This is a genomic window from Nocardioides sp. JS614, from assembly GCF_000015265.1.
Lineage (GTDB): Bacteria > Actinomycetota > Actinomycetes > Propionibacteriales > Nocardioidaceae > Nocardioides.
Window position 1 is genome coordinate 334,562 of the sequence record NC_008699.1, and the last position, 24,194, is coordinate 358,755.

Sequence of the window (24,194 nt, forward strand, 5' to 3'; positions counted from 1 at the left end):
GAGCCGGTTGTGGCATATACCCCCCGGGGTATAGTGCGAAATCGTGGTGCGCCTGCACCGCGACAGCTCACGTCGACCCGGAGGTGTCCGATGGCCACGTCGGCCCAGCACGAGCACGAGCACGAGCACCAGCACGAGCACCAGCACGGGGCGCCGCACGGCGCCGGGACCACCACGGCGGTGCTGGAGGTCTCGGGCGTCCACTGGGCGAGCAGCAAGAGCGTCGCCGAGGCGGTCCTGTCGCGGCAGCCCGGCGTGCTCTCGGTCGAGGCCAACCCGGTCGCGCAGACCGCCACGGTGACCTACGACCCGCGGCGCACCGATCTGGTCCGGCTGCGGGACTGGGTGCGTGAGTGCGGGTACCACTGCGCGGGTCGCTCAGTCCCGCGACACGTCTGCGACCCGATGGCCGAGCCGGTCCCCACCGAAGGACACGAAGGACACGAAGGACACGACGGGCACCGGCCCGAGCACGACGCGATGACGCACGACGCGACGACGCAAGGCGGACACGCACACGGGGGACACGCACACGGGGGACACGCAGGGATGTCCATGGCCGACATGGCCCGGGACATGCGCAACCGCTTCCTGGTCGCGCTCGTGCTCTCGGTGCCGATCGCGCTGTACTCGCCGATGGGACGCGACATGCTCGGGTTCGATGCGGCCACGCCGTTCGGGCTCCGCGACGACGTGCTCGCGCTGGTGCTGTCCCTGCCGGTCGTCCTCTACTCCGCCTGGATCTTCTTCGACGGCGCCTGGCGCGCGCTGCGGGCGCGCACGCTCGACATGATGGTCCTGGTCGCGGTCGCCGTGGGTGCCGGCTGGCTCTACTCGCTCGGCGTGACGCTCACCGGCGGCGGCGAGGTGTTCTACGAGGCGGCCACGATGCTCACCACCTTCGTGCTCCTCGGCCACTGGTTCGAGATGCGGGCCCGCGGCGGTGCCAACGACGCCATCCGCACCCTCCTCGACCTGGCTCCGCCGGTGGCCGAGGTGCTCCGCGACGGCGAGGTCGTCACGGTGCCCACCGCCGAGGTCGTGATCGGCGACCTCCTCCTGGTCCGTCCGGGCAGCAGGATCGCCACCGACGGCCTGGTCGAGGAGGGCGAGTCCGAGGTCGACGAGTCGATGGTGACCGGCGAGTCGATGCCCGTCGCGAAGGGGCCCGGCGACGCGGTCATCGGCGCCACCGTCAACACCACCGGCACGCTGCGGGTCCGGGCGACCAAGGTCGGCGCGGACACCGCCCTCGCCCACATCGTCGCCCTGGTGCAGGAGGCGCAGAACTCCAAGGCGCCCGGCCAGAAGCTGGCCGACCGCGCCGCCTACTGGCTCGTGCTGGTCGCCCTGGTCGCCGGGGTCGGCACCTTCCTCACCTGGCTGGCTGTCGGGCGACCGGTCGACGAGGCCCTGCTCTTCGCGATCACCGTCGTGGTGATCACCTGCCCCGACGCGCTCGGGCTGGCGACACCGACGGCGATCATGGTCGGGTCGGGCCTGGGGGCCAAGCGCGGCATCCTGTTCAAGAACGCGACCGCGATCGAGTCCGCCGCGCGCCTCGACACCGTGGTCATGGACAAGACCGGGACGCTGACCCGGGGTGAGCCGGAGGTCACCGAGGTCGTCCTCGCCCCGGGCGTCGACGAGCACCGGCTCCTGGCGCTGGTCGGCGCGGTCGAGCGGGAGTCGGAGCACCCACTGGCGCGGGCCGTCGTCGAGCACGCCGACCACGCCGGCGTACCGAGGCTCCGGGCGACCGGTTTCGCCAACGTCGCCGGGCACGGCGCCGTCGCGGAGGTCGACGGCCACCGGGTGGTGGTCGGCAACCGGAGGCTGATGGACCGCGAGGGCGTCGCCCTCGATGTCCTGGCCGAGCAGCGGGAGACGATCGCGAGCGGCGGGCGCACCGCGATCCTCGTGGCGATCGACGGTGCGGCCAGCGCGGTCGTCGGGCTGGCGGACGCGGTCCGCCCGACCTCGGCCGCGGCGGTCGCGGCACTGCATGAGGCCGGAGTACAGGTCGTGATGCTCACCGGCGACAACGAGGCGACCGCCCGGCGGATCGCCGACCAGCTGGGGATCGACGACGTGATCGCGGAGGTGCTGCCCGAGGACAAGGCGGCCCAGGTCGTGGCGCTGCAGCGCCAGGGCCGTCGGGTCGCTCACGTGGGGGACGGCGTCAACGACGCTCCCGCGCTGGCGGCCGCCGACGTCGGGATCGCGATCGGTGCCGGCACCGACGTGGCGATCGAGACGGCCGACGTCGTGCTGATGCGCTCGGACCCGCTCGACGTCCCGACCGCCCTGACCATCGGCCGGGGCACCCGCCGCAAGGAGCTGCAGTCCCTGGGCTGGGCGATCGGCTACAACGCGATCGCGCTGCCCGTCGCGGCCGGCGTGTTCGAGCCGGCGTTGGGGCTGACGCTGCGGCCCGAGGTCGCCGCGATGACGATGTCGGGCTCCAGCATCCTGGTCGCCGTGAACGCACTGCTCCTCAAGCGGCTGCGGCTCCCCGAGGTGGGGCGCCGGCATGAGCATGTCTAGGGTCGGACATCTGTGATCCCGCACCCCGCCCGCTCCCGGAGAGGCTCCCCCATGGGCAAGACCCTGACCGCCCTGGTCGCCGCGCTCGCGACGATGCTCGTCCTCAGCTCCTGCGGTGGCGGGGAGAACGGCGACGGCGAGCCGGCCGCCCACACCGCGGCCGACGGCCAGCGGTTCAACGACGCCGACGTCGCCTTCGCGACCGACATGGTCCAGCACCACGCCCAGGCCCTGGCGATGGTCGACCAGACCATGGGCCGCGACCTGGGCCCGCGGGTCGAGCGGCTCGCCGAGAGCATCCGGGCCGCCCAGGGGCCGGAGATCGAGACCATGACCGGATGGCTGACCGACTGGGACCAACCGATCCCCGAGACCGTGCGCGACCACGCCAACGCGCACGGCGGTCACGTCGAGACGGACCCGGACATGCCCGGGATGATGTCGCCGGAGCAGATGGCCGAGCTCGAGGCGGCCCCTGACGCCGAGTTCGCGCAGCTGTTCTTGACGATGATGATCGACCACCACGAGGGTGCCGTCGAGATGGCCCGGGCCGAGCAGCGCGACGGCCTGCACCCGGACGCCGTCGCCCTCGCCGAGCAGATCGAGTCCGCGCAGAACCGCGAGATCGCGACCATGCAGCGGATGCTGTCCTGAGCGGATCGGCGCGGCCCTACCGGTGGCGGGCCGGCCGCCGCTCGTCCGGGTCGTCGTCCCCGAGCTTCGCCCGGGGACGACGACAGCTCAGATCCTGGCGTCCATGTCCTGGTAGCCGGAGTCCTCGCGGGTGCCGCCCATCCCGTCGCCGACCTCCTTGTAGTCATGGATCCAGGACACCGAACGGACCCACTTGACCATCTTGTAGCCGTGCATGGACTCGGTGCGCAGCCGCAGCGGGGCGCCGTACATCTCGGGCAGCGGCGCACCGTTCATGCCCCAGGCGAGGATCGTCTCGTCCTCCATCGCCATCGCCTTGGTGAGCACGGTGTAGTAGGGCTCCACCGGCCGTCCGTCGTGCATGTGCTGGGCGGTCCCGAAGGACTCGATCATCACGTAGTCGGCGCCTTCGAGCGGCTCGACCTGGGCGAGCACCTCACGCAGCGGGATACCCGACCACTTCGCGATGCCGGTCCAGCCCTGCATGCAGGTGTGCATGGTGATCTGGTCCTGGGCCGCGATCTCCCTGAGCTCGTCGAGCGAGAAGGACCGCGGTTCCCGGACCAGGCCGCCGACCTCGAGCCGGAAGTCGCGGAAGCCGCCGTCGCGCAGCGCGAGCCACTCCGGCGACTGGCTCAGGTCCGGCGGCCGGGTGTTGACCCAGTGGAACGGCGAGATGTCGTCCTCGGTGAACACCTGCCGGGCCCGCTGCCGCGAGGTCATCGGGTTCAGCACGAGCTTCTTGATCGGCGCCTGCAGGCCGTAGAGCACCCGCTGGCTCTTCCGCACGTCGATCAGCGAGACGTACGACGCCGCGATCCACAGCGCGACCACCACGACGACCCCGACGATCACCCGGGTGACGGCCTGGCCGACCAGGGCGGCGTCGTACTCCTCGCCCATCATCATGTGCACGAGGTTGTGCTCGCGGTGCACCAGGAGCACGAGCGCGACGTGCATGACCGCGAACACCACGAAGAACGCCATGCCGAGGAAGTGCAGCGAGCGCGCGGCCTGGCGGCCGCCGAAGAGCTTCGGGTACCACGGGTAGCGGCCCACGACCGCCGGCGACATCACCGGACCGGTGACGATCATCAGCGGCGCCAGCACGAACACCACGAACGTGTACATCAGCTGCTGCAGGGCGTCGTACGGCTGGAAGTGCTCGATCGAGGGGACCCCGAATCCGGCGTAGATCTTCAGCGAGTCCCAGGCCTCCGGGAACACGCTCCACGAGGTCGGGATCAGTCGTCGCCACTGGCCGGTGCCGAACAGCAGCACCACGTAGATGAGCCCGTTGAGCACCCACAGGGTGGTGATCAACCCGTGCCAGGCGCGACCGATGCCGATCTTGGCCCGGCCCGGGAGACTGATCAGCGGGTGCAGGTCGCGCTGGTCATCACGTGCGGTGAAGGCCCCGATCTCCGAGGGAACCTTGTCCTTGGTGAACTTCAGCCACTCGGTGTCCGGCCCGCAGTCGTTGCGCCAGTAGAGCCGCGGGTGCGAGGCGAGGATCTCCCAGCCGGACCGGACCAGCAGACCCAGGAACAAGAAGTTGACCAGGTGGGTCACCTGCAGCCACCACGGGAAGCCGAGCTCCGTCGAGGACGTGGCGGCCTGCAGAATCGGGTGCATCATCATGCGCTCCGTTTCTCCGGTGCGGCCCGGACGCCGCGGGTGCGAAGGGGCATCCCGACCATAGCGACATCGAGCGTCGGTCGGACCTGGCCGGGCGACCCGGAAGTGTGAGTTGCGCCGCCTCCCAGACCCGCATCAGCTCGCGGGCCTCGTTGACGTGCCGGGCGCCGGCCCGGAAGGCCCTCGACCGGATCGCTCGCCCGACGACGAACGGCGCCGCTCTGGGAGCGGCGCCGTCCGGGTGGCGGAGGATAGGGGATTCGAACCCCTGAGGGCTATTAACCCAACCCGCTTTCCAAGCGAGCGCCATAGGCCACTAGGCGAATCCTCCGCCGAGGAGAGTACCGGGCGGCCGTCGAGGGAGCGAATCCGCCCGATGCGGACAGCCGGGGTACGACGGGGGTGTGCGGAGCCGTCTTGGTGCCGTCTCGCGGCCTCACCTAGACTCGTCGCCAACCCCCCGCGTGGCGGCACCTCACCGAATCCCCCAGGGCCGGAAGGCAGCAAGGGCAAGTGGGCTCTGCCGGGTGCGCGGGGGGCCTTCTCATGTCCCGGTGCCGGCGCTCGCGCTGGCACCGAGCAGGACGGAGGTCGCGGATCGAGCTCGGAGGGGTCTCCCTGCCCTCGCTGCCGCTCGCCACTCGACCAACGATCGGCGTATCGAGGCCCAGCCGCCCATCGGAGCGTCCCGCCCCGCGGCGGCCACCCACGCCGCTACCGGCTGTCGGACCCGGTGGTTAGGGTTCATGCGTGGAGTCACCCCTCGCGCTGTACCGCCGCTACCGGCCCGAGACCTTCGCGGAGGTCATCGGGCAGGCCCACGTGACGGAGCCGCTGCGGGTGGCGCTGGCCAACAACCGGGTCAACCACGCCTACCTGTTCTCCGGACCGCGCGGCTGCGGGAAGACCACCTCGGCGCGGATCCTCGCCCGAGCCCTGAACTGCGACCAGGCACCGGTGGCCGACCCCTGCGGCGAGTGCGAGAGCTGCCGCGACCTGGCCCGCGGCGGTCCGGGCTCGATCGACGTCATCGAGATCGACGCCGCCTCGCACGGTGGCGTCGACGACGCGCGGGACCTGCGGGAGAAGGCGTTCTTCGCGCCGGTGCGCAGCAAGTACAAGGTCTACATCATCGACGAGGCCCACATGGTCACCACGCAGGGCTTCAACGCCCTGCTCAAGCTCGTCGAGGAGCCGCCGCCGCACCTGCGCTTCATCTTCGCGACCACCGAGCCGGACAAGGTGCTGCCGACGATCCGCTCGCGCACCCACCACTACCCGTTCCGGCTGATCCCGCCGCGGCTGCTCTCGTCGTACCTCTCCGAGCTGTGTGCCAAGGAGGGCGTGGCCATCGATCCTGCCGCGCTCCCGCTGGTCGTGCGGGCCGGTGGCGGATCGGCGCGCGACACCCTGTCGGTGCTCGACCAGCTGCTCGGTGGCGCCGGTCCCGCCGGCGTGACCCACGAGCTGGCAGCCGGCCTGCTCGGCTACACGCCCGACACGCTGCTCGACGAGGTCGTCGACGCGTTCGCGGCCGGTGACGGTGCGGCCGTGTTCCGCGTGGTCGACAAGGTCGTCGAGACCGGCCAGGACCCGCGCCGGTTCACCGAGGACCTGCTGCGCCGGCTGCGCGACCTGGTGATCGTCGCGGCGGTGCCCGACGCGCCCGCGACCGGGCTGATCGACGTCTCGGAGGACCAGGGCGAGCGGCTGGTGGCCCAGGCCGCCCGCTTCGGCGCCGCCGAGCTGAGCCGGGCCGCCGACATCGCCGCGACCGGGCTGACCGAGATGCGCGGCGCCACGGCGCCCCGCCTGCTGCTCGAGCTGCTCTGCGCCCGGATCCTGCTGCCGGGGGCCGACCACGCCACGGACGGGGTGCTGGCGCGGCTCGACCGGCTCGAGAAGCGGTTGACGATCACCGGCGTCCCGACCCCGACCGCCGCCGCGCCCGCGCCCCCCGCCCAGGACCGGCCGACCCCGCCGCCCGCACGCCCGGCCGCGCCGGACCCGGCGGCCGAGCGGCCCGACCCCGTGGCCGCGCCGCCGCCGGCTGCCCCGCCCGCGCCGCAAGCGCCTCCTGTCTCCGCGCCCACGGCTGAGCCGGAGCCGGCCGCCGAGCCGCCCATGGCCGAGCCGCCCGTCGCCGAGCAGACATCGGCCGAACCGGCCGAGCCGCCACCGGCGAGCGCTCCCGCGGGAGCCGCGGGTGGGTTGACGCTGGTCGACGTACGCCGGCTCTGGCCCGACATCGTCGACGCCACGAAGCTGCGCCGGCGGGTCGCCTGGATGCACCTCACCCAGAACTGCCAGGTCGTGGGGGTCGACGGCCAGACCCTGACCCTCGGGTTCACCAACGCGGGTGCGCGGGACTCCTTCGTCAACGGCGGCTGCGACGAGGTGCTGCGCCAGGCCGCCATCGACGTGGTCGGTGCCGACTGGCGGATCGAGACGATCATCGACCCCGGCGCGCGTGCGGATGTCCCGGTCGTGACCACCCCGGCGGTTCCCGCCGCGGACCCGGCGCCCGCGCCGGAGGCCGGCCCGCCGGCCGAGGAGGCCCCGCAGCCACGGCGCACGAGCGACCCCGAGTCGATCGCGGCCGCTCGGGAGGCGATCCAGCAGACCCGCGCCGGTGACGAGCCCCGGCCCGAGGGGCCGGACTGGGCGGCCGCCGACGCCGACGCCCACCCCGACGACCTCGACGCCGACCAGCAGGGCATGAGCACCGCCGAGCTGCTCCAGCGCGAGCTCGGCGCGCAGATGATCGAGGAGATCCGCCACCAGTGAGCCCGTACTGCCCGTGCCGACCCGTGACGACCCAGCGACCACCAGAGGTGAACCCATGAGCCAGAACCCCTTCGAAGCCCTTGGTGGCGGAGGGTTCGACATGAACGCCCTGCTGCAGCAGGCCCAGCAGATGCAGGAGCAGCTGCAGAGTGCCCAGGAGCGCCTCACCGAGACCGTCGTGGACGGCACCGTGGCCGGTGGCGCGGTGACCGTGAAGGTCAACGGCGTCGGCGAGCTGGTCGGTGTGGAGATCAGGGCCGGCGGCTTCGACGGCAGCGACCCCGACGACCTGTCCGACCTCGGTGACATGATCATCGCGGCCTACCGGGACGCCAAGGCCCAGGCCGACGCGCTCGCGGGCGAGGCCCTCGGCCCGCTGGCCGGCGGCGCCGAGGGGCTGCCCGGCATGCCGGGCCAGCTGGGGTTCTAGGTTGTACGAGGGCGTCGTCCAGGACCTGATCGACGAGCTCGGTCGGCTGCCGGGCGTCGGTCCCAAGGGCGCGCAGCGGATCGCGTTCCACCTGTTGCAGGCCGACCCCGCCGACGTACGCCGCCTCGCCGATGTGCTGCTCGAGGTGAAGGCGAAGGTCAAGTTCTGCAGCATCTGCTTCAACGTCTCCCAGGACGACCAGTGCCGGATCTGCCGCGACCCGCGGCGCGACCCGTCGGTGCTGTGCGTGGTCGAGGAGTACAAGGACGTGGTCGCCATCGAGCGGACCCGTGAGTTCCGCGGCCGCTACCACGTGCTCGGCGGGGCCATCTCGCCGATCGACGGGGTCGGACCGGAGCAGCTGCGGATCCGGGAGCTGATGGTGCGGCTGGCCGACGGCACGATCACCGAGGTGATCCTGGCGACCGACCCCAACCTCGAGGGGGAGGCGACTGCGACCTACCTCACCCGGATGCTCAAGCCCCTGGAGTTGCGCGTGACGCGGCTTGCGAGTGGACTGCCAGTAGGCGGTGATCTGGAGTACGCCGACGAGGTGACCCTGGGCCGCGCGTTCGCAGGAAGGCGATCAGCAGATGACTGAGACCACGATCGACCACGAGACCGAGGAGTTCGCCCAGCAGATCGCCGACCAGGTCGAGAGCTTCCTGATCGCGTTGCAGGCCATCGCCCGCGAGGCCGACGGCGGCCGGGCGATCTCGCTGCTGCTGCTGGAGATCAGCCAGGTGCTGCTCGCGGGCGCCCGGCTGGGCGCGCAGCGCGACTTCAAGCCCGAGGGCGAGTACCAGCCCGACGTCGGGCCGGAGCCCGATCTCGACGAGATGCGGCTGCGGCTGGCGTCGATGCTCGACAGCGTCGACACCTACAGCTTCGTGTTCGACCCCTACGTCCCCGACGTGGTGGAGAGCCAGCTCTCCGACGACCTGACCAGCATCGCCACCGACCTCGAGAACGGGCTGCGCCACTACCGGCTCGGCAACGTCGACGAGGCGCTGTGGTGGTGGCAGTTCTCGTACGTCGCCTCCTGGGGCAACCTCGCGGGCGCCGCTCTCAACGCGCTGTTGTCGATCGTGGCGCACGACCGCCTGGACGCCGAGTTCACCGGCGAGGACGAGCAGCTCGCGCTCGCCGATGAGATGTTGGAGGGTGGCGAGCCCACCGCTCGGTAGACTCGACGGCTGGCAGCACACCGAGCCAGCAGTCGAGCAGTAGGGACCAACCGTGGGCATTGTCGTCCAGAAGTACGGCGGATCGTCGGTCGCGGACGCCGCCGGCATCAAGCGGGTGGCCCAGCGGATCGTCAACACCCGCAAGGCCGGCCACGACGTCGTCGTGGTCGTCTCGGCCATGGGAGACGAGACCGACAACCTGCGCGATCTCGCCGAGCAGGTGACGCCGCTGCCGCCGCCGCGGGAGCTGGACATGCTGCTGACCGCCGGCGAGCGGATCTCGATGGCGCTGGTCGCGATGGCCATCGCCGCGCTCGGGCACGAGGCGAAGTCGTTCACCGGCTCGCAGGCGGGCGTGATCACCGACTCCGCCCACGGCAAGGCGAAGATCATCGACATCACGCCGGGCCGGATCGAGAAGGCCCTCAAGGACGGCGCCATCGCGATCGTCGCCGGCTTCCAGGGCGTCTCCCAGGACACCAAGGACGTCACCACGCTCGGCCGCGGCGCCTCGGACACGACCGCGGTCGCGCTCGCCGCCGCGCTCGGTGCCGAGGTCTGCGAGATCTACAGCGACGTCGACGGCGTCTTCACCGCGGACCCCCGGATCGTGCCCGCGGCCCGCAAGCTCGCCCGGGTCTCGACCGAGGAGATGCTGGAGATGGCGGCCTCGGGCGCCAAGATCCTGCACCTGCGGTGCGTCGAGTACGCCCGCCGTTACGACATGCCGATCCATGTGCGCTCCTCCTTCAGCCAGAAGGAAGGCACCTGGGTCATCCCGGACAGCAAGGCAGGAGAGGACGAGATGGAGCAGGCGATCATCGCCGGCGTCGCCCACGACCGGAGCGAGGCCAAGATCACCGTGGTCGGCGTGCCGGACAAGGTCGGCGAGGCGGCCCGGATCTTCGAGGCGCTGGCCGCGACCGAGGTCAACCTCGACATGGTCGTCCAGAACGTCTCCGCGGCGGCCACCGGCCTGACCGACATCTCCTTCACGCTGCCGCGCGCGGACGGGCAGAGCGCGATGGGCGCCCTGGCGCGGATCCAGGACGAGGTCGGCTACGACAAGCTGCTCTACGACGACCAGATCGGCAAGGTCTCGCTGATCGGGGCGGGCATGCGCTCCCACCCCGGCATCACCGCGCGCTTCTTCGCCTCACTCGCCGCGGCGGGCGTCAACATCGAGATGATCTCCACCTCCGAGATCCGGATCTCGGTGATCGTCGACGAGGCCCAGGTCGACGAGGCGGTGCGCGCCACGCACACCGCGTTCGACCTCGACGCCGAAGAGGTCGAGGCGGTCGTGTACGGCGGGACCGGTCGATGAGCGCCCGCCGCATCGACGTCGGCGTCGTTGGTGCTACCGGACAGCACCCCCCGCGGAGTTCCTCGCTCCTCCGCTGCGCTCCCCCGCGAACAACTCCGCGGGGACCCCGTGCCCACGAGGAGTCGTCATGCTGAACATCGGTGTCGTTGGTGCTACCGGGCAGGTCGGCGTCGCGATGCGCCAGATCCTCGAGGAGCGGGGCTTCCCGGTCGGCGACGTGCGCTTCTTCGCCTCCGCGCGCTCAGCCGGCACCGTGCTGCCGTTCGCCGGCCGCGAGGTGGTCGTCGAGGACGCCGCCACCGCCGACCCGAGCGGCCTCGATGTCGCCCTGTTCTCGGCCGGCGCCACCACGTCGCGCAATCTCGCGCCGAAGTTCGTCGACGCCGGCGTGATCGTCGTCGACAACTCCAGCGCGTTCCGCAAGGACCCCGACATCCCGCTCGTGGTCGCCGAGGTGAACCCGGACGCCGCCCGGCCCGTGCTCGAGGCCGGACACGGCATCATCGCGAACCCGAACTGCACCACGATGGCGTTCATGCCGGTCCTCAAGCCGCTGCACGACGAGGCGGAGCTGGTGCGACTGATCGCCTCGTCGTACCAGGCCGTGTCCGGCTCCGGCGTCGCCGGCGTCGAGGAGCTCGCGACCCAGGTCGCCGCCGCGGGCGACAAGGCGAGGGAGCTGGCGTACGACGGGGAGGCGGTGACGTTCCCCGAACCGCAGAAGTACGCGCGGACCATCGCCTACAACGTGCTGCCGATGGCCGGCTCGATCGTCGACGACGGGCTGCACGAGACCGACGAGGAGCAGAAGCTCCGCAACGAGTCCCGCAAGATCCTCGGCATCCCCGACCTGCGGGTCTCCGGGACCTGTGTCCGGGTGCCCGTGTTCACCGGCCACTCGCTGTCGCTGAACGTCGAGTTCGCGCGGCCGCTCTCCGTGGACCGGGCGCTCGAGCTGCTCGCCGGCGCCCCGGGCGTCGAGGTCACCGACATCCCGAACCCGCTCCAGGCGGCCGGCAAGGACCCCTCGTACGTCGGCCGGGTCCGCCAGGACGGCGAGCACGGGCTCGCGCTGTTCGTCGCCAACGACAACCTGCGCAAGGGCGCCGCGCTGAACACCGTGCAGATCGCGGAGCTCCTCGTCGCTCGTTGAGGCTGCGGGGTTGGGCTGCCAGGTCCGGCCCAGGTGGGCAGGTCGGCCGCTCAGCCGACGTCGGATCAGCCCGCGGCCGGGCCGGTGAACGTGCGGGTCACCCAATGGGCGAGGGTGAACGTGGCGGCGCTGATCAGCGGGATCACCACGACCATCGGGCGGTCCATCAGCGAGTCGACCAGGAACACCAGCGCGAGCACCGAGGTGAGCCCGACCGCGAGGAAGCTGGTGCTGCCGGGCTCGGGCACCCGCGCCAGGCGCAGCAGCAGCGCGCCGAGGATCACCATCACCACGAGGATCACGATCAACAGCCCATAGCCGGCGTCGCCACACGAGGACGTGCCCTGGACGCTCTCGCACAGCCGTAGCGAGGCCCAGGTGAGGCCGACGATCCCGAGGCCGACGACCACGCCGGTGAGGACCACCACCGGCAGCCCGCCGGGTCGGCGCACCTTCGGCTCCCGCTCGGGCTCGGGCTCGGCCGCCGGCTCGGCCGCGCGCACGGGCGCGGCCACGGTGCGTGGCGCGGTCTCCTCGACGAGCGGCCGCGTCCCTTCTCGGGCCTGCCCGGCCTGCTGCCCGGCGTGCAGCTCGGCCTGCTGCCCGGCGTGCGGCTCGGGCTGCGGCTCGGGCGCCTCCTGGGTACGCCGGCGGCGCCGCCAGCCCAGCCGGGGCAGCTCGAGCGACGGCTGGTCCCTGTCGGTGTGCTGGTCGGCGTCCTGCTCGGGCTCCCCATCGGCCATGACCGGCAGTGTGCCACGACTGGGCTACGACCGGACGGGTCCGAAGATGCAGCCGGCCCGGATCCGCGCAGCGGATCCGGGCCGGCCCCTGGTCGGGCTGACAGGATTTGAACCTGCGGCCTCCTCGTCCCGAACGAGGCGCGCTACCAAGCTGCGCCACAGCCCGATCGCGGATCCGGACGGCGTCCGGGCCACGAGCAGGGCAACCATACCCGAGCGTGACGGACCCCTCGAAATCGGCCTCCCGCCCTGGACCAGGCGGGCCCGTCAGTCGCGGGCGACCAGGGTCAGCAGCGTGGCCTCGGGCCGGCACGCGACCCGGATCCGGGCGTACGGGCTGGTGCCCAGCCCGGCCGACACGTGAAGCCACGCCGAGCCGGGGTCGCCGGGAGCGGAGGAGGCCGGGTGGCGGTGCAGACCCTTGACCCGCTCGGGCTCCAGGTCGCAGTTCGTGGTCAGCGCGCCGATGCCGGGCAGGCAGACCTGGCCCCCGTGGGTGTGCCCGGCGAGGATCGCGTCGTACCCGTCTGCGGCGAACCGGTCCAGGACCCGCAGGTACGGCGCGTGCGCGACGCCCAGCCGCAGGTCGGCGTCCGGGTCGGCCGGACCGGCGACCAGATCCAGGCGGTCATAGCCCAGGTGCGGGTCGTCGACACCGGCGAAGCCGATCCGCAGTCCCCGGACCTCGAGCGTGGTGCGGGCGTTGGACAGGTCCAGCCAGCCCCGGTCGGTCAGCTGCTCCCGCAGGTCGCGCCAGGGCAGCTGGGCGCTGTCGGTGTGCCGGGTGCCGTCGTCGGGGAGCAGGTAGCGCAGCGGGTTGCGCAGGGTCGGCGAGAAGTAGTCGTTGGAGCCGAGCACGAACACGCCCGGAACGTCCACGAGCGGGCCGAGCGAGTCGAGCACCACCGGCACCGACGCATGGTGGGACAGGTTGTCGCCGGTGTTCACCACCAGGTCCGGGTCCAGGTCCGCCAGCCCCCGCAGCCACGCCTGCTTGCGGGTCTGGCCCGGCGTCATGTGGATGTCGCTCAGGTGGAGGACGCGCAGGTCCGGGCTGCCCGGAGGCAGCACGGGCACGGTCACCCGCCGCAGGGTGTAGGCACGAGCCTCGGCGAGCGCGTACGCCGTGAGCCCCCCGCCGAGGAGGGATCCGGCAAGGGAGAGGCTGCGGATCAGGCCGAGGGCGGTCACCTGCGCAAGGCTACGGGCACGCGGCACAATGGCGGTCATGAGCGAGCGGAGCAAGCGTTTCGTCCACCACCGCGCGGCCTGTGCCTGCGCGCACGCAGCGTTGCGAGCACGCGCATGAGCGCGCTCAAGGAGCGTCTGCGCGCCGACCTGACCGCCTCGATGAAGGCCCGCGACGAGGTGCGCTCCTCGACGCTGCGGATGGTGCTCACCGCGATCACCAACGCCGAGGTGGCCGGCAAGGAGCACCGCGAGCTCTCCGACGACGACATCATCGGCGTGCTGTCCACCGAGGCGAAGAAGCGGCGCGAGGCCGCGGCTGCGTTCGGCGAGGGCGGGCGCGAGGAGATGGCCGCGAAGGAGACCGCCGAGGCGGCCGTCATCGCCGACTACCTGCCCGCCCAGCTCAGCGAGCAGGAGATCGCCGACCTGGTGACCTCCGCGATCGCCCAGACCGGAGCGGCCGGGGAGGGCATGAGGGCGATGGGCAAGGTCATGGGCATGATCCAGCCCCAGGTCAAGGGCCGCGCCGACGGTGGTGTCGTGGCCGCGGAGGTACGCCGCCAGCTCGGCGCGTCCTGACCCGCGCCCGCCCCGGCGGCCTGACCGCGTCAGCGGCCGCGGCCACCGCCGTTGCCGTGCCCGTTTCCGCCGCCGTGCCCGTTGCCACCGCCGTTGCCGGGGCCACCGCCACCGCCACCGCCACCGCCCTGTCCCGGGGGCGGGGGCGGTGCCACGCCGGTGGACTCGTACACGGTGACGACCGAGCCCTCGGGGGCCGAGGAGCCCTCCGCGGGCGCGGTGTAGGCGACCGTCCCGGCCGGGTTCCCGGACGCGGCGGTGCCGCCCTCGATCGCGTTGAAGCCGGCAGCCTTCAGGGTGCTGATGGCCTGGTCGACCGACATGCCCGAGGTGGTCGGGACCGTGGTCATCACACCCTGCACCTGGGTCGCCGAGGGGGCCACGAAGTCCTCGTAGTCGAGCTTGTCGTCGACGACGTGCATCGCCTGGGCCCACATCGGCCCGGCGAAACCGGAGCCGGAGACGGAGTAGATGTAGTTGCCGCCGATCACCTGGCCGGCGAGCGCCATCGGTCGCTGGCCCTGCTTGGTCGCGCCGGCGATCATCGCCGCGGTCGAGATCTGGGGGGTGTAGCCGACGAACCACACGGACTTCCCGTCCTGGGTGGTTCCGGTCTTGCCGGCCGAGGGCACGCTCAGGCCGGTGCCGCCGATGTCGTAGCCGAAGCCGCCGGGCTCCTGGACGCCGCGCAGCACGTCGTTGATCGCGTCGGCGGTCGCCTGCGGGAGCGCCTGAGTGCAGTGCGAGGGGTACTCCTGGATGACGGTGCCGTTGGAGTCCTCGATCGCGGTCACCGGTCGCGAGTCGCAGTGCACGCCGCGGCCACCGAAGGTGGCATAGGCCTCGGCCATCTCCAGGGGGCTGGCGTTGGCGATGCCGAGCGTGAACGTCGGCACCCGCTCGGCGCCGTACCCGTGCTCGTCGCCCTTGGGGTCGGTGAGCTCGACGCCGAGCGCCTTCGCGATCTGGAACGGTTCGCACACCCCAGTGACCCGCTCGAGCATCGCGTAGAAGGTGTTCACCGACTCGCGGGTGCCGCGGTAGACGTCCATCGACCCCGACGTGGTGGAGCTGGCCACCTTCCACTCGCCGACGAAGCCGGGCTGTCCCTCGCAGTTGGCGAACTCGTCCTGCGGCAGCGTCATCTCCTGCGGCGCGTTGAACGTGGTGCTCAGGGGGACGCCCTGGTTGACGGCGGCGGCCAGCACGAACGGCTTGAACGTCGAGCCGGCCTGGAAGCCGGCGGAGTCGCCGTACCTCGTCGGCACCGTGTAGTTGAGGAACGTCTCGCCGGCCGCCTCGCTGCGACCCATCGGCCGCGACTGCGCCAGCGCCTTGACGTCGCCGGTGCCGGGCTCGACCATCGCCAGCGCGCCGACCGCCTGGTCGCCCTTGTCGACGTGGTCCCGCACGGCGGTGTCGGCGGCCTGCTGGTCGCGCATGTCGACGGTGGTCCGGATGGTCAGGCCGCCGGTCTTGAGCAGCTGCTTGCGCTCGGCGACGGTCTCCCCGAGCTCGGGGTCGTGGAGCAGCCAGTTGGTCGCGTAGTCGCAGAAGAACGGGGCCCGCGAGTAGAGGCAGCCGTTCTTGGCAGGAACGACGTGCAGGCCCAGCTTCAGGTCCTTGGTGCGGTCCGCCTTCTGCCGGCTGATCACGTTGAGCTCGGCCATCCGGTCCAGGACCACGTTGCGCCGCTCGAGCGCGCGGTCGGGGGAGTTGGTCGGGTCGTAGCCGGTGGGGTTCTTCACCAGGCCGGCCAGCATCGCCGACTGACGGAGGTCCAGGTTCTTCGCGTTGACGTTGAAGTAGTGGCGCGCGGCGGACTGGATGCCGTAGGTGCCGTCGCCGAAGTAGGCGATGTTGAGGTAGCGCTCGAGGATCCAGTCCTTGGAGTACTTCTGCTCGAACGCGATCGCGTAGCGCAGCTCCCGCAGCTTGCGCGCGTAGGTGTCGTCGGTGGCCTCCTGACGCTCGGCCTTGGTCTTGGCCTGGGTCAGCAGCGTCATCTTCACCATCTGCTGGGTGATCGACGAGCCACCTTGCACGACGCCGTTGCTGGCCTGGTTGGTGATCAGGGCCCGGAGGGTGCCCTTGAGGTCGAGGGCGCCGTGCTCGTAGAAGCGGTAGTCCTCGATCGCGACGATCGCCTTGACCATCGTGCGCGAGATCTGGCCGAGCGAGACGTTGACCCGGTTCTCGTCGTACAGGGTGGCGATCACGTCGCCGTCGGCGTCGACCAGCCTGGTCTTCTGCGGCAACGGGTCGGTCTGCAGCTCGGCGGGCAGGTTGTCCATCGCCTCGGAGACCTGGCGTGCGCCGACGCCGAGGACCCCGGCGAACGGGATGGCGAGCCCGGCCACCACGACGCCCATCACCGCGGCGACGACCAGCATCACGGCCAGGTGGGAGGCGACCCGGGAGGCGGGCAGGCGTTCGTCGCGCGGCACGGGCATGCCGACCAGGGTACGTGAGCACGCGCACCCGAACCCAGTCGTAGCACGAGATGACTAGTTAGTTCGGACTATGCGGAGTGGGCCGGATGTGTCTGCCCTCCGCCTGATTTGTTCCTTAACTTCTTTACTGAGGGGATTCATCCCGGGTAGGCGTCATGGGGACGCCGCCTATCTCGGACTGATGTGGGGACATCATCATGTGGGTTGAGGATTGGGCGCCCATGGCCGCGTGCCGTGAGTCGCAACCGGACCAGCTGTTCGTGCGTGGGGCGGAGCAGAACAAGGCCAAGCAGCTGTGCGCGGGCTGTCCCGTGCGCACCGAGTGCCTGGCCGAGGCGCTGGACAACCAGATCGAGTGGGGCGTCTGGGGGGGCATGACCGAGCGCGAGCGCCGAGCGCTCCTGCGGCGCCGGCCGAACGCATCCTGGCGTGCGGTGCTCGAGGCGGCCCGCGAGCAGGGCACGCCGGCCATCGGCAGCAAGCCGGTCGCCAGGCCCGTCGGCGTCTAGCGGGGCCGCGTCAGCGGACCTGCCGATGGTGGTCGAGCGAGCCGCGCGACCGAGCCTGCGAGCTAGCGACCGGCGTGTCGAGACCGAGCAGCTCAGCTGACACCTGAGACCCGGTGGCCGCGCGGCTACCCGCTCCGCGCGAGCAGCTCTCCGACCCGACGCAGCCCGTCGAGGTCGTGGACGTCGCCGGCGAGCGCCGGCACCACCGCCGTGGGCACCTGCGGGTGGGCGGCGGCGAAGCGGTCGCGCAGCAGCGCCTCGCGCTCGACGATCCGGGTCTGGTCGGCGTGCAGGCACAGCAGCCCGGCGGTCAGTGAGTCCGGGTCCTGCTTGCGCAGCCGCTCCGAGGCGGCCATTGCCTCGTCCGCCGACAGGGACCCGGGTGGCACCGGCGTCGCGCGGTTGACGATCAGCCCGGCCAGCGGCATGTCGTCCTCGCTGAGCCGCTCGACGAAGTACGCCGCCTCGCGCAACGCGTCCGGCTCGGGCGCGGCCACCACCAGGAACGCCGTGCCGTCGGCCTGCAGGAGCTCGAACGTCTTCTGGGCCCGGACCCGGAACCCGCCGAACAGGGTGTCGAACGCGGCGACGAAGGTCTGCATGTCGCGCAGCACCTGAGTGCCCAGGATCCGGTTGAGGGCGTTCGTGATCAGCCCGAGCCCGGCGGTCATCATCCGGGCCGGGCCGCGAGCCGGTGTCAGCAGCAGCCGGATGAAGCGCCCGTCGAGGAAGCTCGACAGCCGCTCGGGCGCGTCGAGGAAGTCGAGCGCCGAACGCGAGGGCGGGGTGTCGACGACGATGAGGTCGTAGGTGCCGTCGCGCCGGGCGTCGGCGTGGAGCTGGCCGAGCTTCTCCATCGCCATGTACTCCTGGGTCCCCGCGAACGAGCTCGAGAGTGCGATGTAGAAGGGGTTGTCCAGGATCAGGCGCGCCTTCTCGGGGTTGGCCTGGCTCTCGACCACCTCGTCGAAGGTGCGCTTCATGTCCAGCATCATCGCGTCGAGGCCGCCGCCCTTGCGGTTGCCCTTCGCGTTCGTCCGCAACCCGGTGACCGGCCGAGGTGTGTTGTCGAGCTGCTCGATGCCCATCGACTGCGCCAGCCGCCGGGCGGGGTCGATCGTCAGCACGACCACGCGGCGGCCGCGCTCCGCGGCGCGCAGCGCGAGCGCCGCCGACGCCGTCGTCTTCCCGACGCCGCCCGAGCCGCAGCACACGATGATCCCGGTGCCGCGGTCGTCGAGAAGGGCGTCGACGTCGAGGGCGGGCGCCGCGGTCGGGGCGGTCGCGAGCGGGCCGACCCGGGTGCGGGTGCGGGTCTTGCGGGCGGTGCTCACGCCAGCCCCTGGTTCTTCAGGTCGGCGGCCAGCTCGTACAGGCCGCCGAGGTCGACGCCGCTGGTCAGCCGCGGCAGCTCGTACGTCGGCAACCCGAAGGAGTCGACGACCGCGCGCTGCGCGTCCTCCAGGGCCCGCCGCTCGGCGTGGTCGCGGACCTCGGCGATCAGCCCCTCCACCAGCGCGGTCCCCCCGGTCACGCCGGCCTGGTCCAGGTCGGCCTCGATCCGCGCGGTGTCGAGGCGGCCGGCGACGGCGGCCTCGAGGTCCGCGGGCGTGATGTCCCGGGGCCGCACCTGGTTGACGATGACCGCGCCGACCGGCAACCGGGCGGCACGCAGCTCGGAGATCCCGTCGGCGGTCTCCTGCACAGGCATCTCCTCGAGGACCGTGACGAGATGAACCAGCGTCCGTGGTGACCGGAACAACGTCATCACGGTGTCGGCCTGGCCCTTGATCGGCCCGACCTTGGCAAGCCCGGCCAGCTCCTCGTTCACGTTGAGGAACTGGGTGATCCGCCCGGTCGGCGGGGCGTCCAGCACGACGGCGTCGTACCGGGTGGCGTTGCGGTTGCGGCTGTTGCGCTGCACCGCCTCGAAGACCTTCCCGGTGAGCAGTACGTCGCGGACGCCCGGAGCGATCGTGGTCGCGAACTCGATGACGCCGAAGCGGTCGAGTGCGCGACCCGCGCGGCCGAGCTTGTAGTACATCGCGAGGTACTCCAGCAGCGCGGACTCCGCGTCGATGTGCAGCGCGTGCACGACGCCGGGTGGTCGGCCGTCGTGGTGCAGCCCGGTCGCGATCCGACGCTCCTCGTAGGGCAGCGGGTCGACGTCGAACATCCGGGCGATCCCCTGCCGCCCCTCGACCTCGCACAGCAGCACCTGCTGGCCCTGGGAGGCCAGGCCCAGTGCGAGTGCTGCGGCGACCGTCGACTTGCCGGTGCCGCCCTTGCCGGTCACCACGTGCAGCCGTACGCGCGACCAGTCGGGGGTGGTCGTCGGCGTGGTCGTCGGCGGAGCCATGGGGCTGAGCCTAGATGAGACGCAGGGGGCCCTAGGATCGACGAGACCCGGGTCACAGCTGGTCCCGGGGGAGGAGGAGTTGGCGTGGACAAGGTGGTGGCGTCGGCGACAGCCGCGGTGGCGGACATCCCGGACGGGGTGACGCTGTCCGTCGGTGGGTTCGGGTTGTGCGGGATCCCCTCGGTGCTGATCCAGGCGGTGCTCGACCGCGGCACCCAGGACCTGGAGGTGGTCTCGAACAACGCCGGCGTGGACGGGTGGGGCCTGGGCCTGCTCCTCGGCGCCGGGCGGCTGCGGCGGGTGGTGGCGTCGTACGTCGGGGAGAACAAGGAGTTCGCCCGCCAGTACCTCTCCGGCGAGCTGGAGGTGGAGCTGACCCCGCAGGGCACGCTCGCGGAGCGGATGCGTGCCGGCGGGTCGGGGATCCCGGCGTTCTTCACCGCGACCGGCGTGGGCACCCAGGTGGCCGAGGGCGGGCTGCCGTGGCGCTACGACGCCGAGGGGGCGGTGGTGAAGTCCTCGCCGGCCAAGCAGACCCAGGTCTTCGAGACCGCGGAGGGGCCCAAGGAGTTCGTGCTCGAGCACGCGATCGTCGCGGACTTCGGCCTGGTGCGGGCCTGGAAGGGCGACCGCCACGGCAACCTGGTGTTCCGCGACTCGGCTCGCAACTTCAACCCGTTGGCGGCGATGTGCGGGCGGGTCACGATCGCGGAGGTCGAGCACCTGGTCGAGCCGGGTGAGCTCGACCCCAACCAGGTGCACACCCCGGGGGTGTTCGTGCAGCGGGTGGTGGAGCTGACCCCGGAGCAGGCCGCGGACAAGCGGATCGAGAAGAAGACGGTGAGGGCACGCGGATGAGCTGGAGTCGTGAGGAGATGGCGGCGCGGGCGGCCTCGGAGCTCTCCGACGGGTCGTACGTGAACCTCGGGATCGGGCTGCCGACGATGGTGCCCAACTACGTCGGCGACGACGTGGAGCTGGTCCTGCAGAGCGAGAACGGCATCCTCGGCGTGGGCGCCTATCCGTTCGACGGCGAGGAGGACCCGGACCTGATCAACGCGGGCAAGGAGACGGTCACCCTGCGCCGGGGGGCGTCGTTCTTCGACTCCGCCACCAGCTTCGGGATGATCCGGGGCGGGAAGATCGACGCCGCGATCCTGGGCGCGATGCAGGTCTCGAAGGCCGGGGACATCGCGAACTGGATGATCCCCGGAAAGATGGTCAAGGGCATGGGCGGCGCGATGGACCTGGTCCACGGCGCGAAGCGGGTGATCGTGCTGATGGAGCACGTCGCGAAGGACGGCTCCTACAAGATCGTCGAGGAGTGCTCGCTGCCCTACACCGGCAAGGGCGTGGTCCAGCGGATCATCACCGACCTCGCCGTCATCGACGTGACTCGTGAGGGTTTGGAGCTGGTCGAGCTCGCCCCGGGGGTCAGCCTCGACGAGGTGCGCGAGAAGACCGAGCCCGAGCTGGTCGCGGCGAACGTCGAGTCGTGACTTCTGGCGGTCGAGTCGGGCGAACCGACCGACGGAAACCCCGATTCGACGGGTAGCACTCCCGATTCATCGGCCGGCCGCCCCGGTTCCACGCTCTAGGCGATCGAGCTGAGCCCCTCGCGGACGCGGGCGGCGGGCATCGTCCGGCGGGCGGCGTACCGGGCGGCGACGGCGCTGGTGTAGGCGAGCCGGCGCCGAGCCGCGACACCGTCGGGGTTCGGGTGCGGCGCGGCCAGGTGCGGCTCGAAGGCCTCGGCGAGGGCGTCGCGCAGGAGCACCAGTGCTTCGGCGCGCAGCTGCGAGATCCGAGACTCGCTGACCCCGAGCTCGGCGGCCAGCTCGGCCATCGGCCGCTGCGCGACGAAGTAGCCGCGCACCACGTGGCGCAGCCGCTCGGGAAGCTCCTCGATCGCGGCCGCGAGGTACTGCGCGCGCTCGGCGTGCAGCGCCTCCTCCTCGGGGCCGGGGTCGCGACCGGCCAGGCTCTCGACGAACCCCGCGTTCGGGCCCGCGTCGAGCGGCAGCACCACGGCCCGGGCCACCTCGGAGTCGGCCTTGCCGATCTCCTCCGGGGTGATCCCCAGGGCCTCGGCGACCGCGGCGTCGTCGGGGAACTGACCCAAGGTCGCGGCCAGGCGGGCCCGTGCCGCCTCGATCTCCCGGGCACGGCGGCGCACCGAGCGCGAGGCCCAGTCCACCGAGCGCAGCTCGTCGACCAGCGCGCCGCGGATCCGAGTGGAGGCGTAGCCGGCGAACGGCACCCCGCGCTCGGGGTCGAAGGCGCGGGCGGCCTGGACGAGCGCGAGGAGGCCTGCGGAGTGCAGGTCGTTGCGGTCCATGTACGACGGCACCCGCGCCATGGTCTCGCGCACCAGGTGCGCCACCAGCGGCACGTGCTGGACGGCGAGCTGGTCGCGCTCCGCGATTGTCATGGGGGTCGAACGGCCCGAGTTCACGGGAGTAGTGACTCATATCCGGACCGGTCATGACGCCAAACCCGGGGGATTAGCCCGCGAGACCACCCACCCGGTCGACATCGTTTTCGTGACCGTGCCGAGCGGGCCATGCCGGGCCCGCCCGAGCGGACTACGGTGCGGACGTCACGCGACTACGGGTCGGGTCATCCGGAATAGCCCGGACGGGCCACCCGGCAAAGTTTTACCTTCATATCGGACGAAATCGGTGTTGTTTTTTTGCCCGAACGTGCCCGTTTATGCCTCACTTGTCGGGTGACGATCAACGCCCCTGGACCCGCCCCGACCGTCGACCCGGCCCGGCTCGCCGCCCATCATCTGCCGCTGGTGGCCCATCTGGTGTACGACACGCTGAGGCGGGTGCCGGCAGCCGTCGATCGTCACGACCTGCTCGCCGTCGGGGTCGACGCCCTCCTGGCTGCGGCGCGCGAGCCCACGGTGGAGCGCCCCTTCGCCGAGCACGCCTCGGTCCGGATCCGCGCCGCCCTCGTCGAGGAGCTGCGCGCGATCGACTGGGCGGCGCGGGCGGAGCACCCCCGCCACGCGGCCTCGGCCCGGGCCCGGCTCCTCGCCGCCCTCGCCGACCTGCCCGACGCCGGGGCGGCCGCGCGCGTGCTGGACGTCGACCACGATCCGGCCGAGGCCGAGGAGGGGAGCCCCGCGGTCGTGGGCGGCACCACGCGTCCCGCCCACCCTGATCGGCGCGACGAGCGCCGGGAGTACGTCGAGGCCGCCCTGGACGAGCTCCCCGAACGACTCCGGCTCGTCGTGCGCGGCTACTTCGTCGAGCAGCGGCCGATGGCCGCGGTGGCTGCCCAGGTCGGCGCCAGCGAGGCGCGGGCGGTCCAGCTCCTGGTCGAAGGGCTGGGACTGCTGCGCGATGCGCTGGCGCTGGCCTTCGGGCCCTCCGCCGACGCGGGTCCCGTCACGAGCACCCGGGCAGCGTCGTACGCCCGCACCGTCGCCGCCCGCTACGCCGCCCGCCCCGTGCGCGCGCCCCGGGAGGAGCAGCGGACCTCCGCCTGATCGCGCCCGCGGGCGATCCGGCCCGCGCCTGCGGTCGAGGGCCGGATCGCGGGTCCCGCACTAGCGCCGTCGGCCCGGCGGCGCTCGGGTTTGGGTGATCTGCGGGCACAGGTCTAGGCGGCCTCAAGGTCGTCGTCGGGAGCGCCGAAGCCCGAGATGACAACGGCGTGAGCCGCCATCGCCTTCCCCAGGAGAGCAGCGCACCATGACCGATCCGGAGGTCAACGAGCCCGACACGCCCACCGCGGCCACCAGCGGGCCCGGCCCGCGACCCGGATCCGCCGAGGCGGACCGGCTGGCCGTGGAGCACGTACCGCTGGTGACGCACGTGGTGTACGAGACACTCGCGCGAGTGCCGTCGTACGTCGACCGCAACGACCTGCGCTCGGCCGGCCTCCTGGCCCTGGTGGCCGCCGCGCGGTCCTTCGACCCCGAGCGCGGGGTCCCGTTCGCCCGTTATGCCATGCCGCGGATCCGGGGCGCGATGGTCGACGAGCTGCGCTCGGTGGACTGGGCCTCGCGCTCGGTGCGCCGCCGGGCCCGGGAGATCGAGGAGGCGCGGGCCCGCCTGGCCGCGACGCTCGGCGAGTTCCCCGACGACGAGGCGGTCGCGGCCGCGCTCGGGATGACCCTCGACGAGGTCAACCGGGTCGACTCGGAGGCTGCCCGGGGGACCGTCCTGCCCCTCGACGCCGGCGCCCAGCAGGGGCTGGCCGAGATCCTGCCGGTCCGCGAGGCGGGCCCGGAGGAGCGGGCCGTGCACCTCGAGCGGGTGCGCTACCTCGCCGACGCCGTCGAGGAGCTCCCGGAGCGGATGCGCCTCGTGGTGCGCGGCTACTTCCTCGAGGAGCGCCCGATGGCCGAGCTGGCCGCCGAGCTCGGCGTCACCGAGTCGCGGGTCTCGCAGGTCCGCGCCGAGGCGCTCGCGCTGCTGCGCGACGCACTGGGTGAGGCCTTCGACCCGCACCTGCCCAAGCCCCACCCCAATCCTGCGGGCGTGGCCGCCCGGCGCCGGCTCGCCTACACCAGCGCCGTCGCGGCGCGGTACGCCGCCCGTCGCACGATGCCGGCCCGCCGCCCGCACCGCGGGCTCGAGTCCACCGCCTGAGCCGCCTCGACCACCAGCCGCCCGGCCCGA

21 protein-coding genes, 2 tRNA genes and 1 other RNA gene are annotated in these 24,194 nt (G+C 72.1%); 15 read left to right on the top strand and 9 right to left on the bottom strand.

Annotated features, from left to right (window positions below; genetic code table 11):
- Nucleotides 1-90 precede the first annotated feature (90 nt).
- Together NOCA_RS02990 and NOCA_RS02995 are read left to right on the top strand one after the other, a co-directional pair.
- Nucleotides 91-2,547, top strand: a complete 2,457-nt coding sequence (locus NOCA_RS02990; protein ID WP_011753809.1) for a heavy metal translocating P-type ATPase — start codon at nt 91-93, stop codon at nt 2,545-2,547.
- 51 nt (nt 2,548-2,598) lie between these two features.
- Nucleotides 2,599-3,201 carry a DUF305 domain-containing protein gene (locus NOCA_RS02995; protein WP_041546089.1) on the top strand — a complete coding sequence of 201 codons (603 nt, stop codon included), beginning with the start codon at nt 2,599-2,601 and terminating at the stop codon, nt 3,199-3,201.
- 87 nt (nt 3,202-3,288) lie between these two features.
- Here NOCA_RS02995 and NOCA_RS03000 read toward each other — a convergent pair whose 3' ends face one another.
- Together NOCA_RS03000 and NOCA_RS03005 are read right to left on the bottom strand one after the other, a co-directional pair.
- Nucleotides 3,289-4,839: a molybdopterin-dependent oxidoreductase gene (locus NOCA_RS03000; protein WP_202944654.1), complete on the bottom strand. Its 1,551-nt coding sequence runs from the start codon at nt 4,837-4,839 to the stop codon at nt 3,289-3,291.
- A gap of 242 nt (nt 4,840-5,081) precedes the next feature.
- Nucleotides 5,082-5,170: transfer RNA gene (locus tag NOCA_RS03005), tRNA-Ser, on the bottom strand.
- A gap of 122 nt (nt 5,171-5,292) precedes the next feature.
- Here NOCA_RS03005 and ffs point away from each other — a divergent pair.
- The 7 genes from ffs to NOCA_RS03035 all read left to right on the top strand — a co-directional run bounded on the left by ffs (nt 5,293) and on the right by NOCA_RS03035 (nt 11,723).
- Nucleotides 5,293-5,384, top strand: an RNA gene (gene ffs, locus NOCA_RS26340) — signal recognition particle sRNA small type.
- 205 nt (nt 5,385-5,589) lie between these two features.
- Nucleotides 5,590-7,626, top strand: coding sequence for a DNA polymerase III subunit gamma and tau (locus NOCA_RS03010; RefSeq protein ID WP_011753812.1), 2,037 nt, complete (start codon nt 5,590-5,592; stop codon nt 7,624-7,626).
- A gap of 55 nt (nt 7,627-7,681) precedes the next feature.
- Entirely contained in the window at nt 7,682-8,056 is a 375-nt protein-coding gene (locus tag NOCA_RS03015; RefSeq protein WP_011753813.1) for a YbaB/EbfC family nucleoid-associated protein, read from the top strand.
- Between the two features lies 1 nt (nt 8,057).
- Nucleotides 8,058-8,657 carry a recombination mediator RecR gene (recR, locus tag NOCA_RS03020; RefSeq protein WP_011753814.1) on the top strand — a complete coding sequence of 200 codons (600 nt, stop codon included), beginning with the start codon at nt 8,058-8,060 and terminating at the stop codon, nt 8,655-8,657.
- Nucleotides 8,650-9,243 (top strand): DUF5063 domain-containing protein, encoded by a 594-nt coding sequence (locus tag NOCA_RS03025; protein WP_011753815.1) that lies wholly within the window; start codon nt 8,650-8,652, stop codon nt 9,241-9,243. The genes recR and NOCA_RS03025 overlap by 8 nt, the downstream gene beginning before the upstream one ends.
- Nucleotides 9,244-9,295: 52 nt before the next feature.
- Nucleotides 9,296-10,570: an aspartate kinase gene (locus tag NOCA_RS03030; protein WP_011753816.1), complete on the top strand. Its 1,275-nt coding sequence runs from the start codon at nt 9,296-9,298 to the stop codon at nt 10,568-10,570.
- Between the two features lie 127 nt (nt 10,571-10,697).
- Nucleotides 10,698-11,723, top strand: a complete 1,026-nt coding sequence (locus NOCA_RS03035; RefSeq protein ID WP_011753817.1) for an aspartate-semialdehyde dehydrogenase — start codon at nt 10,698-10,700, stop codon at nt 11,721-11,723.
- 65 nt (nt 11,724-11,788) lie between these two features.
- Here the strand turns inward: NOCA_RS03035 and NOCA_RS03040 are convergent, their stop codons facing one another.
- The 3 genes from NOCA_RS03040 to NOCA_RS03050 form a co-directional block, all read right to left on the bottom strand.
- Entirely contained in the window at nt 11,789-12,466 is a 678-nt protein-coding gene (locus NOCA_RS03040) for a hypothetical protein (protein ID WP_011753818.1), read from the bottom strand.
- A gap of 89 nt (nt 12,467-12,555) precedes the next feature.
- Nucleotides 12,556-12,632: transfer RNA gene (locus tag NOCA_RS03045), tRNA-Pro, on the bottom strand.
- Nucleotides 12,633-12,733: 101 nt separating this feature from the next.
- Nucleotides 12,734-13,696, bottom strand: coding sequence for a metallophosphoesterase (locus NOCA_RS03050; RefSeq protein WP_011753819.1), 963 nt, complete (start codon nt 13,694-13,696; stop codon nt 12,734-12,736).
- A gap of 75 nt (nt 13,697-13,771) precedes the next feature.
- Here NOCA_RS03050 and NOCA_RS03055 point away from each other — a divergent pair, with 75 nt between their 5' ends.
- Complete coding sequence (locus NOCA_RS03055; protein WP_011753820.1) at nt 13,772-14,236, top strand: GatB/YqeY domain-containing protein; 465 nt, start codon at nt 13,772-13,774, stop codon at nt 14,234-14,236.
- 29 nt (nt 14,237-14,265) lie between these two features.
- Here NOCA_RS03055 and NOCA_RS03060 read toward each other — a convergent pair whose 3' ends face one another.
- On the bottom strand, nt 14,266-16,689 hold the full coding sequence (locus NOCA_RS03060; protein ID WP_011753821.1) for a penicillin-binding protein: 2,424 nt from the start codon (nt 16,687-16,689) through the stop codon (nt 14,266-14,268).
- A gap of 197 nt (nt 16,690-16,886) precedes the next feature.
- Between NOCA_RS03060 and NOCA_RS03065 the strand changes: the two genes are divergently transcribed.
- Entirely contained in the window at nt 16,887-17,198 is a 312-nt protein-coding gene (locus tag NOCA_RS03065; protein ID WP_011753822.1) for a WhiB family transcriptional regulator, read from the top strand.
- A gap of 125 nt (nt 17,199-17,323) precedes the next feature.
- Here NOCA_RS03065 and NOCA_RS27890 read toward each other — a convergent pair whose 3' ends face one another.
- Together NOCA_RS27890 and NOCA_RS27895 are read right to left on the bottom strand one after the other, a co-directional pair.
- The gene (locus tag NOCA_RS27890) at nt 17,324-18,532 is read right to left on the bottom strand and encodes an ArsA family ATPase (protein ID WP_011753823.1); all 1,209 of its coding nucleotides are present in this window, start codon (nt 18,530-18,532) and stop codon (nt 17,324-17,326) included.
- Nucleotides 18,529-19,557 carry an ArsA-related P-loop ATPase gene (locus NOCA_RS27895; protein WP_011753824.1) on the bottom strand — a complete coding sequence of 343 codons (1,029 nt, stop codon included), beginning with the start codon at nt 19,555-19,557 and terminating at the stop codon, nt 18,529-18,531. The genes NOCA_RS27890 and NOCA_RS27895 overlap by 4 nt, the downstream gene beginning before the upstream one ends.
- An 84-nt stretch (nt 19,558-19,641) precedes the next feature.
- Here NOCA_RS27895 and NOCA_RS03080 point away from each other — a divergent pair, with 84 nt between their 5' ends.
- Both NOCA_RS03080 and NOCA_RS03085 read left to right on the top strand, forming a co-directional pair.
- Nucleotides 19,642-20,415: a CoA transferase subunit A gene (locus tag NOCA_RS03080; protein ID WP_011753825.1), complete on the top strand. Its 774-nt coding sequence runs from the start codon at nt 19,642-19,644 to the stop codon at nt 20,413-20,415.
- A complete protein-coding gene (locus NOCA_RS03085; RefSeq protein ID WP_011753826.1) occupies nt 20,412-21,056 on the top strand; it encodes a CoA transferase subunit B in 645 nt (214 codons plus the stop codon). The genes NOCA_RS03080 and NOCA_RS03085 overlap by 4 nt, the downstream gene beginning before the upstream one ends.
- A gap of 95 nt (nt 21,057-21,151) precedes the next feature.
- Here NOCA_RS03085 and NOCA_RS03090 read toward each other — a convergent pair whose 3' ends face one another.
- On the bottom strand, nt 21,152-21,988 hold the full coding sequence (locus NOCA_RS03090; protein ID WP_011753827.1) for a sigma-70 family RNA polymerase sigma factor: 837 nt from the start codon (nt 21,986-21,988) through the stop codon (nt 21,152-21,154).
- 297 nt (nt 21,989-22,285) lie between these two features.
- Between NOCA_RS03090 and NOCA_RS03095 the strand changes: the two genes are divergently transcribed.
- Both NOCA_RS03095 and NOCA_RS03100 read left to right on the top strand, forming a co-directional pair.
- Nucleotides 22,286-23,056 carry a sigma-70 family RNA polymerase sigma factor gene (locus NOCA_RS03095; protein WP_049774190.1) on the top strand — a complete coding sequence of 257 codons (771 nt, stop codon included), beginning with the start codon at nt 22,286-22,288 and terminating at the stop codon, nt 23,054-23,056.
- A gap of 205 nt (nt 23,057-23,261) precedes the next feature.
- A complete protein-coding gene (locus NOCA_RS03100) occupies nt 23,262-24,164 on the top strand; it encodes a sigma-70 family RNA polymerase sigma factor (protein ID WP_011753829.1) in 903 nt (300 codons plus the stop codon).
- Nucleotides 24,165-24,194 lie beyond the last annotated feature (30 nt).

What these genes read in the sequence shown, in the direction of transcription:
- NOCA_RS03040 (WP_011753818.1), bottom strand. Translation starts at nt 12,466, where the DNA reads ATGGCCGATGGGGAGCCCGAGCAGGACGCCGACCAGCACACCGACAGG.
- NOCA_RS03065 (WP_011753822.1), top strand. Translation starts at nt 16,887, where the DNA reads ATGTGGGTTGAGGATTGGGCGCCCATGGCCGCGTGCCGTGAGTCGCAA.
- NOCA_RS03015 (WP_011753813.1), top strand. Translation starts at nt 7,682, where the DNA reads ATGAGCCAGAACCCCTTCGAAGCCCTTGGTGGCGGAGGGTTCGACATG.
- NOCA_RS02995 (WP_041546089.1), top strand. Translation starts at nt 2,599, where the DNA reads ATGGGCAAGACCCTGACCGCCCTGGTCGCCGCGCTCGCGACGATGCTC.
- NOCA_RS03025 (WP_011753815.1), top strand. Translation starts at nt 8,650, where the DNA reads ATGACTGAGACCACGATCGACCACGAGACCGAGGAGTTCGCCCAGCAG.
- NOCA_RS03100 (WP_011753829.1), top strand. Translation starts at nt 23,262, where the DNA reads ATGACCGATCCGGAGGTCAACGAGCCCGACACGCCCACCGCGGCCACC.
- NOCA_RS03085 (WP_011753826.1), top strand. Translation starts at nt 20,412, where the DNA reads ATGAGCTGGAGTCGTGAGGAGATGGCGGCGCGGGCGGCCTCGGAGCTC.
- NOCA_RS03090 (WP_011753827.1), bottom strand. Translation starts at nt 21,988, where the DNA reads ATGACAATCGCGGAGCGCGACCAGCTCGCCGTCCAGCACGTGCCGCTG.
- NOCA_RS27895 (WP_011753824.1), bottom strand. Translation starts at nt 19,557, where the DNA reads ATGGCTCCGCCGACGACCACGCCGACGACCACCCCCGACTGGTCGCGC.
- NOCA_RS03035 (WP_011753817.1), top strand. Translation starts at nt 10,698, where the DNA reads ATGCTGAACATCGGTGTCGTTGGTGCTACCGGGCAGGTCGGCGTCGCG.
- NOCA_RS03050 (WP_011753819.1), bottom strand. Translation starts at nt 13,696, where the DNA reads ATGACCGCCATTGTGCCGCGTGCCCGTAGCCTTGCGCAGGTGACCGCC.
- NOCA_RS03060 (WP_011753821.1), bottom strand. Translation starts at nt 16,689, where the DNA reads ATGCCCGTGCCGCGCGACGAACGCCTGCCCGCCTCCCGGGTCGCCTCC.
- NOCA_RS03000 (WP_202944654.1), bottom strand. Translation starts at nt 4,839, where the DNA reads ATGATGCACCCGATTCTGCAGGCCGCCACGTCCTCGACGGAGCTCGGC.
- NOCA_RS02990 (WP_011753809.1), top strand. Translation starts at nt 91, where the DNA reads ATGGCCACGTCGGCCCAGCACGAGCACGAGCACGAGCACCAGCACGAG.
- NOCA_RS03055 (WP_011753820.1), top strand. Translation starts at nt 13,772, where the DNA reads ATGAGCGCGCTCAAGGAGCGTCTGCGCGCCGACCTGACCGCCTCGATG.